Below are 13,383 nucleotides of genomic sequence, written 5' to 3'. Positions count from 1 at the left end.
TCCCCGAAAATAATTTTGAATTCTTCTGTATTAATTTTGAATTATAGTAATCCCGACTCCGGAAAAGATGACAATTCAAAAATGATGCTAACCGACAACAAAAGAATCAATCAAATAACAATGACATTAACAATAACACCCTGCAAAAATTACAGCAGCAATGTAAATAATTTCAATTCATACTTAGTATGAACTATTGACACACTGAACTAGAGTCTATCTAATGAGGATTCGGCAAGTTGACCGATAGGCGAATCAGGAGTTTCCTCAACAATTTTTTCCCATAAAAGTTTTGCTTTTTCTTTATCACCAAGTGATGCCGATATTGCACCTAAATTATACCTGGCTTCAAAATTTTTGCTGTCATATTTAAGAACATTATTTATGGCGTCTTCACTTTTCTTAAAATCTTTTTGAGTATAGTAAATGGAAGCGATGGAGAAGTATATATCCGTCCTCTTGGGATTTTTACTGATTATTTTCTGATATAATGAAAGTGCCTCTGAATGATTGTGTGCTGCAGTAAGAAAGTCAGCGTACTCCCTGATCTTTAATGTGTCGTCGGGATTTTTTTCATACGATGCTTTCAAAGTTTCAAGCTGTTTCTGATAATCTTGTGTAACATTCTCTTTACCGGGCTGTTGTCCTCCCGGCATATTCAAATTTTTATGAACATCGTCCATCGGCATCTCTTTGTTCATAACATTACTATCACCGGAATCGTCTTTACCCGTAAATAATACGAGAGCGGCTACCGCAGCAACTAAAATAAAAATATAAAAGTAAACAGGTTTGAATTTCATTTTAACTCCTAAAAAATCCATTTATAACCAAATGCAATTGTAACACCAACGTGAATTATCATTATAACGAACATCGATATGGCAAACGGTAAATGTGCAATATGCCAGTACTTAAATAATTTCTGCATCGATTTCAGCATACCAATTCTTCTCATCAAATTCAATTTGGATTTTGTTATTGCCAGTATTTGTTTTTCCTTATGATGAGATATATTCAAAAGTTTCAAATCGTTTTTAACATCTTTTAAAACCGAGCGCATACTAAAATATTCTTTAATCACAAGCAAGATAGAACCCAGAAGAGATAAATTTGCGTGATCATTAATCGTAAATGCTTTTTCCAGTTTTTCAGCTATTCTTCCGTTTATCGAAAATTCCCTTTTCAACCTGAAGCTAAGTTCATCACTCATATTACTTAGTTCTTTAACTGATAACTCCTGTCCCTGTATTGAACGCGGTATCTGAATGTATATGAACCTGCCTGCAACCCCGCTTAATACAACCGCAACCATACTCCAGAAACTGACAGAAACAATTCCGCCGAATTTAAATGCAGTATGAAAAAGTACAAGTACAGGTCCCACACTACACAGGAAGATGTGAAACTCAAGCCAGTGTTTAAGGTATCCAAGTCCGAAAAATTTTCTGACTCTTTTACGAAGCATATAAACAGATACTCCCACAATCATCATCAGAGTACCAATAATACCGAGACCATGACCAAGCGCTCCGCTGGGTTTAAGCGCGGCATTCTGCGGATGAAAAAATCTTTCTTCCAGTGATGTGTTGTAGTATGTATATCCGTTTATTATAAGCAGTACGGTTACGAGTATACCCACAAGGAAGAATGAGCCAACATAAAGTATGTGCAGTTTCTTATTCATCTTGCTGTTAAAATTATTTTGGAAAAATAGTTTGGTATTTGTTCAATTGAGGACAATTCAATAACCATAAAAAAAGAAAATGAATAGCGGCTATTTCAGGTAGCCGCATTCTCTTATTCTATTCCGGTCACTTCTGTGAGAGTTGTATACTTTGTCGAGTTGTCTGTAGTCAGATCATTCAGTTTACTGATGAGGATATTGATTCGTTCATTCTGATTGTCATCAAAATCTTCATAAGCCTGTTCTGAACTGAATACGTATTGTTCCTGGTAGTTATTTGCTTTGCCTTTAAGTTCAAAGACAGAATAACTTTCAAGCCCGTCAGCTTTTAACAGATTTTTTAACTCACGTATCACACTAAAATATTCATCTTTTTTTGCAGGAGGAATTTCATATTGAATCGAAAAAATAACTTTTGACATTTGTGCTCCGTTTAATTAGAAAAAATTATTTAATAACAGTTCCCCGGTATAGATTATTTTCGTGGGACCTGTTAATGAAAGATCCACAACTTTTTTATTTTCAACTCTGAAATCAACAAACAGTTCATCTCCACCGCGCGTAACAATTGTAACAGGAGGTTTGAGTTTGTGATTTACAAAAGCAATTAATGCCGCAGCAACTGAACCGGTACCGCATGCGAGAGTTTCACTTTCCACTCCGCGTTCATATGTGCGGATGATTACTTTTCCATCTTTGATATCAATGAAATTTACGTTAGTTCCATCAGGTGAAAAATCCTGGTGATATCTTATTTCTTTTCCAATTTTTAATATTGGAACATCATCGATACTTTTATAAAACGAATTCGGATCAGCAGGGTTTATTAAAATCTCATTTATATTGATCAGTACATGAGGAGAACCTGTGTTTGCAAAAGATACATTCAATAGCTGATCGGCTGCTTTTACTTTAAAATTAAATTTAAGTTTTTTCGGGGCATTAAGATTAAACTTAATGTTACCATTTGCCAATACTTCACCGGAATAATTTTCACTATTCGATGTAAAGGATGCTCTTCCGTTTTTCAATCGGTTGCTCATTCCGGCAAAATATATTGCGCACCTTGCGCCATTACCGCAAAGGCTTCCCGTCGATCCATCAGCATTAAAATATTTCATGTTAAAATCTTTCTCAGTGGAGTTTTCGATTGAAATAACGCCATCTGCGCCAATTCCATTGTGCCTGTCACAAAGTTTTTTTACTGCTGCTGCATCGAGAACAAAAGCAGGGCTTTTATCTTTATCGATAAGGATAAAATCATTCCCCGCACCGCTCATTTTAAAAAAGGATATCTTTTCCATTTTTTCTAATACAATTTAGACTAATAAGGGCTTCAATTCAATAATTTATTATAAACTTTCTGATAAATATTTTTTCAGGCAAAGGTAAGAACCTGATTACTAACTCAATTTTACAGAAAGACCGGCATTTCAGCCGGTCAAATTCTTTATCATTTTGTTGCTTCTATTTTATTAGCTGCATTTTTCTTGTTTGCGAAAATGCCTTGGAACCATCTACCGGTTTTACAACGATTGCGTAAATATAAACTCCGGATGATAGTCTTTCACCGTCAAATGTGGTTTGATAATATCCCGGGTCCTGGTTATCACTTATCAATGTTGTTACAAGCTGACCAAGAAGATTGTAAACTGAAATTGTTATATCACTCTGAACAGGAAGCGAATACTCAATCATAGTTGTCGGGTTAAACGGATTTGGATAATTCTGACTTAATTCAAAATTATCAGGCTGTTGTTTTATTTCTATCTCTTTTGAAAAAGAAATTTTACCGTCCGTATCAATTTGTTTAAGCCTGTATTTAACTGTGGATGATTTTACTGTTTCATCTTCAAATCTGTATGTAACAGGTTTGTAAGAATTACCATTACCTGCGACAAATCCGCATTTTGTCCATTCACCCCACTTCTTGCTATCGTGGAATATGTTCCGCTGAACTTCAAATCCATAGTTATTAATTTCAGTTTCGGTTTTCCATGTTAAAATATTTTTATCGCCTTTGACTGATACTGAAAATGAAGACAGTTCAACAGGCAAAGGATTGTTATTAAAAATTTCAAGTGCATCAGCAAGTCCATAACCAAAAATATTATCATAACCAGCACTGCCAAGATCAAATGACCAATCAAACAAAACTTGTTTTATTTGTGACGCGTTGAACGTAACCGCTTTACTCCATGCCTGTGCAAGTACTCCCTGTATATGAGGCATTGCAGCAGAAGTTCCGCCGAATGAAGTGGGGAATCCTCCGGCACCTGTCACCGAAACAAAATCAGTTCCGACTACTTTGGGAGTGAGTCTTGTTTCAGCCAAAGGAAAAGTAATTGTTGAAGGTCCCTGTGAAGAAAATACTTCTATCACACCGGGGTTTGCCTGATCAACGGCACCAACGGAAACAACTTCATTTAAAGCTGCGTGACCATAAATTGCATCTTCCGGTTTTATACTGTTGGAATAGTTAAAAGCCGATCCTGACGGATACAAAAATACTTCAAGATTTTTTGCAACTCCGGAATATTTATTAACAATAATTGCATAATCATTTGATTGAGCCGGATTATTCCCTCTTGTCCAATTAATAAATTCTATTGGATCCTGGGTTCCATTTTGAATTCCTTCGCTTCTTGCAACAAGAGCAAAACTGTTATTTGCATTAATACGATATATATATAAATCATAATCATTTGATGACGCCCCAAATTGATCGTTCCATTGAAGTACAACTCTAATATTCTGATTAGCTGGAACATTCGCATACATATAAAAACCTGAAGTCGAATCACCTTGCCCGAAAAAATGTTGAGTGGGCTGAGAAGGTATTGGATAAAAATCTCCCTGGTAATGACTTTGTGCGCCGTTACCTGCAGACGTGACATAAATAATATCGTTTGAATTGATTAATGATTTGATGTGCGAGGCAACCGTACCATCCTGAAAGAATGGTTGATCTATCCACCCGATATCATCACCAATTATTTTACAACCTGCATTTACAAGATTTGTTATTGCATTGTTAAATGAAACTGTGTTTGTTCCAATTCCATGAAAAAATAAATTTGAACCCGGTACAACGTCATGAAGAATTTCAAGTATTGCTGTTCCTTCATTTCCACCGGGACTGTTATTCAGAACTGTTAAACCACTTCCATCAGCAGGTAGATCTCCTGTACCCTGTGAAGAACTTCTGTTTGTAACACCATCAGATACAACACCTATATTTACACCGGTTCCGTTATAACTAAAAATGCTTCTTACATTTGAAGTACGATGAATAATATCACCTTGTGTTGTTACTGAACCCGTATTCAATACAGGCGGAATAACTGTTCTAATCATCTTTACCTGCGGGTCACCGGAAAGTATTTCAAGCTCACTAATTTTTATCCAGGCAACAACGATATTATTTTTATCATCCCTATCGGTGATGCTCAATGAATACTGATTCAATCCGTTTAATGTTGAACTATTAAGAAAAATGTATGCATAAACGGATCCGCTGTTCACCTGTTCTGTAAAACTACTTTTACTTAAATCAAGTTGAAGTGCATTCATACTGATGAATGAGTTGCAATGCTCTTCCAATGTTGTAGCTGCCGGTAATAATTCCGGATTAATCAATTGCACCAGATCGGAAGAAAGTTTTTGTAGTTCCGGTCTCATACTTAGTAATGATGATTTAGACAACATCATTTCAGTTGATGAACTTTGAGGAAGAATTTGGTTTCCTCTGAAAAATTCGTTGGTCTCAACTAATTTTGTCTGGGCAAATAATAAGGATTGGGAAATAAAGATTAGACAGATAGCTATAAGTATCAAACTACGCATAAGTAATCTAATGAGCATTGATTACCTCCTATTTTATTGATGACACCTTCCCCATTTGAAGGAGAATTACTTGGATTTGGAGATTTAACTTAAAAAAATGCAGTCATTTCAGCAAGAGGTAAGTTATTTTATTTTTGAAGATATATGATTTACTTAATTCATTATAGCAGGTGAATATCTCAAGTGATATAATACAATAAAGTAGTGATTCGACTTTAATAACTACATTCAATAAATACCGAAATCAATAAAAAAGCCGACTCTTCAGCCGGCTTATATTTGATCCTAATAATTGCAATGTCTACTTGAGTAGCAGCATTTTTCTCGTTTGTGTATAGCTGGTTCCTCCTTCTAATCCTTGAGCATTTAAGGTAAAGAAATAGATTCCCGACGTAAGATTTGAACCATTAAAATCAGTCTCATAAAAACCTGCTGGATATTGCTGATTCACTAAATCTATTACCTTTTGACCCAATGCATTGTAAACCGAAAGCTGAACTTCACTTTCTTCAGGCAGGTTAAAAGATATTTTGGTTGTCGGGTTAAATGGATTCGGATAATTTTGTTTTAAAGCGAATTCATCCGGAACCAATATTTCTGCTTCAACGGTTTGACTGTATTCAAACTGACCATCAGCATCAATCATTTTCAACCGGTAGGAATACTTACCAGGATTAAGTTCCTTATCAGTAAATGAATAGTTTAAAGGTGAATTACTGTTCCCGCCTGCAGGTATTTTTGAAACTGAAACCCAGTTCTCAGATCCGGATAATCTTTCAACATCAAAGCTGAATGAATTTATTTCAGATTGTGTGCTCCATTGTAATACGATTGTTCTGCCTTTGGCTAAGGCATTCAATGAGGATAGTTCAACAGGAAGCGGGTCACTACCTGATGATGAGCCGATGGCAAATTCTGAGAATGTACTGAACGGTACATCACTTTCAAGATTTGATCCGTTTATAAATCCGCCGATGTCCTGCCATGGTGCTCCTTTAGTTTCTCTCTTTAACCAGACCAGGTTATTGGGATTAGAAATACCTATCAGGAAAGCTAATGGTACACTTACTTTTCCATTTGAGAATAACATTTGTGAACCGGATATAATCCAATAGTATTGACTTGCAACTGCAACACCCGATGGAAGCAACCCACTGGTATTATTAGCTCTGTAATAAGAAACATTAATACTCGCAGCGGAAGTAACATTTCCTGAAAATGTTATACCCGTTCCCGGAAAATTCGTAGATGAGTTTCCAGTAGCCGGTGTTGTAGTAAATGTTGCTGTAGGCATGAAGAATGAGTTACTACTCTGATCAGTCATCAAATTATTTATAACATCGCTGATTCTTATCCTTGCAGTCTCTACAGGAATATCGGGTGCGATAAAACCAAATGTACCTGCGGTTGCAGAAGTACTGCCTGTAACATTACTCCATGTTGAACCGTTATTTGTGCTTAATTCGAGTCTTAAATTATTAATGCCGAATGATGACCATAATACAGTGTTTAGAGTATTGTATGCCCATCTTTCACCACCATCAGGGGTGTTTAAATTTAGTGTAGCTAATTGAAAGGATGCAATCCTCGTTCGCCAGTTGGCAATTCCGGAAGTTTGTATATACTCATTCGTATACCAGAATGTCGCATCGTCAACAGGATCAATTGACATCATTGAATAATCACCCCAACGTGATGCTGTTCCTGTTTGATTGCCGGTTCCATTAATTATTGTTTGTTCAGCGACAGTCATTGTTCCAAGCGGATCAGAAAAAGCCCGTCCTGTATATCTTAATGATGGATACATTGCTGTGCTTGATATTGAATAACCGAGCGCGATATTGCCATTACCGTCCATTGCGATACTACCCATCCATCTATGCTCTGTCCCAGGAGAAAAAGTTCCTTGTTGATATACGCTCCATCCGCTTCCGGTATTTCTTAACTCATACCAACGAATTCCGGCTCTGTCACTGCCAACATCTATTGTATGACAGGCAACCATAGTCTGGTACGTTCCAAAATTTCTATATTGGGTTCTATGCATCAGTCCTCCAGAGAATGCATCCAAACCTCTGGTTGTTCCGAATTGTGGGATACAGTTTCTGCTGTTATTGCACATTCGTTCATCAAACGCGTTAACATTTAAATTCACCTGTGCAGACATTGTAGAACTTAAAGGAGTTATCCAATTTACAGTACAAGAGCGATACATTAATCTATCAAGTCCGCCGTAATAGGTGCCATCAACATGCCAAAAAAAATAGTTTGGACTTCCTGCTGGCGGAAGAATATTACCATCAGCATCGCCCGGTAAAATGCTATACTCAAGTCCTGATGAGCCAAACGTGAAATTGATTAATCGTGCTGGTCTTCCCACCAACATAGAATCACGTTCAAATATCGAAGCACCCGCACCCGCATATGTTGTTGATCCCGATGCAAAATAATTTACGGACATATAATATCCATCAGGCCAAACTCCGAACTTTGGATAATCCGGCATATTAGCGAATGAATAAATATATCTGTAGTACGATCCAGTTGGATCACCTGTGGTTGAAATGGCTATCAATTCATAAAAAGGTCCATTAGGAAAAGTAGGAAGTGAAAACTGGCTGATTAACCATCTGTCGGCGAGTTGATCGTAAAGAATTACCGGATCGCCATCATTTCTTCCAGCCCAGGGACCGGGAATATCAGCCCAAAGCACAGATAAATCCGCAGGTCCAAACAGAAGCGAACCTGATTTATTCCAAATAGCAAAAGAACTATTTACACTCTGAACATAGTGATTGGGTCCAACATCACCATTTGTATCCGGAGGATAAACTCCCTGTAAATTATTAATTCCGTCGAAGTTAAGAATAGGTGCATCCAACTCTATCGGTCCATCAATTAACTGTAATGCAGGGTCATCCGTGATGAGGTTTTCATCAAAGGGGGTTTTATTTTTATCTCTGGCGCTTCCATCCATATTTGGTACGACACCATTTTTCCAGGACCTGTCCCGTGGTTGTGGTGCAATCATCCGCATTGATGTTAACGAGGGTGTTTCATCCATATAAACCGGCGTTACAATCTCTGTAGGTGTCATTGCCGCATCCTGCGCAATTACAGGCAAGGCAGTAAGCATAAACAATACCAGGGGAGTAAAAAATTTTTTCACACATACCTCTTAGATTAATTTTAGATTTTTATCTGAATATGACCGGTTAAAAAAATATTTCAACCGTTCCCCTGGGTTGGAAATGAGTTTTTCAGTTTTTACAAAGCTGGAATTCAATTAAATAAATTTTTTATCTAAAGTAAATAAGGAGAAGCTTGTTCTGAAAACTCAATGTTTAACGTCAAAAACAAAGCCATAGTTTTGTACTGAAAGCTTAACAGACACAATTAAGTTGATTTCAAATTCAACTTAAATTACTAATTGACTGAAGATATAATATCCCGATTAAATGAAAGCAGAATAATAATTACATGGTTCCGGTAGTTTTAGGTGCGTTACGGATATTACACTTGAACTTCTGATAAACTGCTACTATCAGAAGTTCACGAATATAAATTTCATCATAAATTAATCTGTTCCGGCTGGAATAACTTCAAGATCATGTTTTTGATCAATATCCTTTGAAGGCTCGTTTGCTTCTTTTCTTTTTGAAGTTCTTGAAAGTAATGCATACACAACAGGTACAACTATCAAAGTCAGAAATGTTGAGAAGAACATGCCGCCTACAACAACCAATCCAAGCGGTCTTCTTGATTCACCGCCTGCACCTAATCCAATTGCAATAGGAAGGATACCGAATATAGTTGCGAATGAAGTCATTAGAATCGGTCTCAATCTTATTGTTGCGGCTTCAACAACTGCTTCAATAATATTTGAGCCTTTTTCAAATTGTTGATTTGCAAATTCAACTATAAGTATTGCGTTCTTTGTAACTAATCCTATCAACATAATAAGACCGATCTGTGAATAGATGTTCAGACTTTCATTAAAAATATATAGAGTGAGTAAAGCGCCGAACACTGCTAAAGGCACAGACAGTAAAATTGTAAAAGGATGAATAAAACTTTCAAACTGTGCAGACAGTACGAGATAGATAAATACTAACGCAAGTATAAACATAAAATACAAAGCAGTGCTTGAACTTTTAAACTCAAGAGACTGTCCAGCATAATCCTTTTTTATATCAGCAGGAAGTTTTGTTTGGGTAATCCTGTCAAGATCATCTAAAGCTTGACCCAATGTTACACCCGGGACAAGGCTCGCAGAAATTATCGCCGAACGGATCCGGTTATAGTGATTCAGTTCTTTAGGTGCAACAGTTTTTTCAACATCCACTACGTTTGCAAGCTGTACTAATCCCGCATTGCTTCTTATATACAGATTATTAATTGCATCAGGTGTTGAACGGTTTTCAGGTTTAACCTGTAAAATAACATCATATTGTTTTGTTCCTCTTTTGAAGTCGGAAACAACCCTACCGCCGAGAAATGTTTCAAGTGTTAGACCGATATCCGCTACAGAAATTCCAAGTCCTGCTGCTCTTTCACGATCAATATGAATATCAAGCTGAGGTTTATTCAGCCTTAGATCAGTATCAAGGTTAATGAGATATCCTAATTGAGACGCTTCCGCCATCACTATGTTTACTGCATCATTAAGCTCTTCATAAGTATCAGCCTGAAGAACATATTCAACAGCCCCGGACCCAAAATCAACTGCAATGCTCGGAGGATTAATTACAAATGCAAGTACTCCGGGAATTGAGAACAACTGGGGAAATAACTCCTGCACAATTTGCTGTTGTGATTTTTCCCGCTGGTCTCTTGCTTTTAAATTTAGGAAGAGAAAACTATTCGTTACACTTCCGGGTCCTTCAAAACCAAGTCCTGTTGCAGTAAAGAGTCCCTCACGTTCTGGAAGATTCAATAGTATTTTCTCGACTTCCCTTACATAAGAATCTGTGTATTCAAGTGTTGCCCCTTCCGGTGCAATTATAATTCCGAATCCGAATCCCCTGTCTTCAATAGGAACCAGCTCACTTGGAAGTATTCTGAATAAAAAGTATGCACACACAAGAACAGCTATCGAAGCTACGATAGTTACAAGTTTATGCCGTAAAGCACTACGTACAAGTTTATCATATATCTTATTTAAGTTTTCAAAGAATGCATCGAACGATCTTGATGCCCAGCTTTTACCGGTGCCATGAAGCGGTTTTAAAATTTGTGAAGACATCATTGGCGTGAGTGTTAACGCAACGAATCCGGATATCAAAACTGCGACAGCAACAGCTACACCGAATTCATTAAACAAGCGTCCCACATTCCCCGAAAGAAACGCGAGAGGAACAAAAACCGCTACCAATGATATTGTGGTGGCGATGATAGCAAAACCTATTTCTTTACTTCCATCAATTGCAGCCTGCCATCTTGTTTTACCCATTTCCATATGGCGATAAATATTTTCCAGAACAATTATCGCATCATCTATAACAAGTCCAATTGCAAGTACAAATCCAAGAAGCGTAAGTATGTTGATCGTGAATCCCGCAAAATAGACTGCAGCAAGTGCGCCGATTATTGAAATCGGAATTGCAAGTGAAGGAATAATTGTAGCGCGGAAACTTTTTAAGAATGCAAGTACAACGAGCATAACAAGAAGCAGTGCAATAATTAATGTTTCCTCAACTTCAGAAATCGATTCAACAATAAATTCAGATGAGTCATACGCGACATCAAGATTAACTCCTGCAGGCAGCAGGCTTCTTAGTTCCAATATTGCTTTACTTACTTCATTGGCAACATCAATTGTACTGGCTTTTGATTGTTTAACAATACCGAGTCCGACTGCGGGTTCACCGTTCCAGCGCGCTGTTGTTCTTTCATCTTCTGCTCCGACTGTCACTTCTGCAACATCGCGGAGTCTTACAATGCTGTTTCCCTGCTGAGAAACAATGATCGCTCCGAATTCATTAGGATCGGAAAGTTCGCCGCGGGTACGAACAGTAAATTCTCTCTTTTCACCTTCAACTCTTCCTCCGGGAATTTCCGCATTCTCACTTCTTATTGCTGTTTCAAGATCATAAGTAGTAAGTTTATGTGCAGCCATTCTTAAGGGGTCGATCCACACACGCATTGCATAACGACGTTCACCACCGATAAATACATTGCCTACACCTGGAAGTCTTTGAATTTTTTCTTTCAGTACCCGATCAGCAAAATAAGAGAGCTCAAGTGTCGATTGAGTCTTGCTGTACAAAGCAAGCCAGACAATAGGCTGCGCGTTGGCATCTACTTTGGAAATTACGGGATCTTCTATTTCCGCAGGCAGAATTCCTCTTATCCTGGAAACTCTGTCGCGTATATCGTTTGCCGCTTCATTGACATCTATACTCAATTCAAATTCGATTGTTATTACAGAACCGCCTTCTTTGCTTGATGACTTAATTGTCTTCACACCTTCAAGTGTCGCGAATTGTTCTTCAAGTACATCTGTTATTTCAGTTTCAACCACACTTGAACTGGCTCCGCGGTATAAAGTAACGACTGACACTACAGGCGGATCAATATCCGGATATTCACGTACGGGTAATTGCGTAAATGAAATTATTCCGAAGAGAACAATTACCAGGCTCATCACAGTAGCAAGTACAGGTCTTTCAATTGATATTTTACTAAGTTTCATTTAGAAAACTCCTTGTCAAGATCATTAGTATTAAATCTGTTTCTTCTTATTGATTCATCGGTTGTGACTGAAGATTTACAGGCATTACCTTAGCACCTTCAAATAATTTTTGATGACCTGCTTTAATAACCTGCATTCCGTTTTCAAGTCCCTGAAGCACTTCAACAACATCAGGCATTTGAAGTCCTGTTGTAACTGCAACACGCTTAACTGTACTGTCGGCATTAACAACGAATACGAATGACTGGTTGCCGCTTTCAAATATTGCTTCCATCGGGATGGTTAACGCTTCATTACGTTCGCTTAAGATAACTGATACATTTGCAGACATACCTGCTCTGAATTTCTGACCGGGATTTTGTACTCTTGCGACAATTCTTGCTGTACGTGTATCAGGATTAATAACAGGTTCTATTGCGATAATCCTTCCTCTTACCTGGTGTCCCGGATAAACAGGTGAACTGACAATAACGTCAGCTCCCCTTTTAAGCTGTGATAAAAATCTTTCAGGTGCGGAAAAATTAATTCTGATCTCATTAAGATTTGCCAGTTCAGTAATAGTCTGACCCGTTCTTAAAAAACTTCCAACACTAACTCTTCTTGAACCGATCAATCCGTTGAATGGCGCAGTAATTTTTGTTTTATCGAGTCTTGCTTTTGCAAGTTTTAGATTCGCTTCAGCTACTTTTAAAGAAGCGAGCGCGTCGTCAAGATCTTGCGGTGTACCGGCATTTTGTTCAACGATGGATTTTACTCTTTCGTAAGTTGATTTGCTTTGTGTAAACAAAGCCTCAGCACGAATAAATTCTGCTGAAAGCTGTGAGTCATCAAGCTGCGCAATCAGGTCACCCTGTTTTATGTAACTGCCTTCATCAAACGGAAGTGAGATAACTGAAGCATCAATTTCAGAGACAACCGTAATCTCTTCAATTGCCTCGATAGTTCCGACAGCTTCAAACTTATCTGAAACAGTTTGTGCGGTAACATTAGCAACTTCCACGGGCATTGGAGGCATGGAAAAATCTCCGCCCGATGCCTGCTGGTCAGCGCAATTGATACTCATCAATAATATGACTATTGCAACCGTTGTTGATATGGATAAACTTGTAAACAGTTTTTCGATGACTAAAAAATTTATTTTATTTTTCATAAAACC

8 protein-coding genes are annotated in these 13,383 nt (G+C 37.6%); all 8 read right to left on the bottom strand.

Annotation, left to right across the window (positions count from 1 at the left end; all coding sequences use genetic code 11):
* Nucleotides 1-209 precede the first annotated feature (209 nt).
* Complete coding sequence (locus IPM56_03480) at nt 210-803, bottom strand: tetratricopeptide repeat protein (protein ID QQS37028.1); 594 nt, start codon at nt 801-803, stop codon at nt 210-212.
* 8 nt (nt 804-811) lie between these two features.
* Entirely contained in the window at nt 812-1,687 is an 876-nt protein-coding gene (locus IPM56_03475) for a hypothetical protein (protein ID QQS37027.1), read from the bottom strand.
* Between the two features lie 113 nt (nt 1,688-1,800).
* Complete coding sequence (locus IPM56_03470) at nt 1,801-2,109, bottom strand: hypothetical protein (protein QQS37026.1); 309 nt, start codon at nt 2,107-2,109, stop codon at nt 1,801-1,803.
* A 15-nt stretch (nt 2,110-2,124) separates the two neighbouring features.
* Nucleotides 2,125-2,991 (bottom strand): diaminopimelate epimerase, encoded by an 867-nt coding sequence (locus IPM56_03465; GenBank protein ID QQS37025.1) that lies wholly within the window; start codon nt 2,989-2,991, stop codon nt 2,125-2,127.
* 163 nt (nt 2,992-3,154) lie between these two features.
* A complete protein-coding gene (locus IPM56_03460; protein QQS37024.1) occupies nt 3,155-5,551 on the bottom strand; it encodes a S8 family serine peptidase in 2,397 nt (798 codons plus the stop codon).
* A gap of 283 nt (nt 5,552-5,834) precedes the next feature.
* The gene (locus IPM56_03455) at nt 5,835-8,702 is read right to left on the bottom strand and encodes a T9SS type A sorting domain-containing protein (GenBank protein QQS37023.1); all 2,868 of its coding nucleotides are present in this window, start codon (nt 8,700-8,702) and stop codon (nt 5,835-5,837) included.
* 408 nt (nt 8,703-9,110) lie between these two features.
* A complete protein-coding gene (locus tag IPM56_03450; GenBank protein ID QQS37022.1) occupies nt 9,111-12,227 on the bottom strand; it encodes an efflux RND transporter permease subunit in 3,117 nt (1,038 codons plus the stop codon).
* A 46-nt stretch (nt 12,228-12,273) separates the two neighbouring features.
* Nucleotides 12,274-13,377: an efflux RND transporter periplasmic adaptor subunit gene (locus tag IPM56_03445; GenBank protein ID QQS37021.1), complete on the bottom strand. Its 1,104-nt coding sequence runs from the start codon at nt 13,375-13,377 to the stop codon at nt 12,274-12,276.
* Nucleotides 13,378-13,383 lie beyond the last annotated feature (6 nt).

The organism is Ignavibacteriales bacterium (genome assembly GCA_016700155.1).
Taxonomy (GTDB): domain Bacteria; phylum Bacteroidota; class Ignavibacteria; order Ignavibacteriales; family Ignavibacteriaceae.
This window is presented reverse-complemented; position numbering and strand designations above follow the sequence as displayed.

Excerpts from the sequence above, each read along its gene's own strand:
- IPM56_03480 (QQS37028.1), bottom strand. The coding sequence starts at position 803 with ATGAAATTCAAACCTGTTTACTTTTATATTTTTATTTTAGTTGCTGCG.
- IPM56_03475 (QQS37027.1), bottom strand. The coding sequence starts at position 1,687 with ATGAATAAGAAACTGCACATACTTTATGTTGGCTCATTCTTCCTTGTG.
- IPM56_03470 (QQS37026.1), bottom strand. The coding sequence starts at position 2,109 with ATGTCAAAAGTTATTTTTTCGATTCAATATGAAATTCCTCCTGCAAAA.
- IPM56_03465 (QQS37025.1), bottom strand. The coding sequence starts at position 2,991 with ATGGAAAAGATATCCTTTTTTAAAATGAGCGGTGCGGGGAATGATTTT.
- IPM56_03460 (QQS37024.1), bottom strand. The coding sequence starts at position 5,551 with ATGCTCATTAGATTACTTATGCGTAGTTTGATACTTATAGCTATCTGT.
- IPM56_03450 (QQS37022.1), bottom strand. The coding sequence starts at position 12,227 with ATGAAACTTAGTAAAATATCAATTGAAAGACCTGTACTTGCTACTGTG.
- IPM56_03445 (QQS37021.1), bottom strand. The coding sequence starts at position 13,377 with ATGAAAAATAAAATAAATTTTTTAGTCATCGAAAAACTGTTTACAAGT.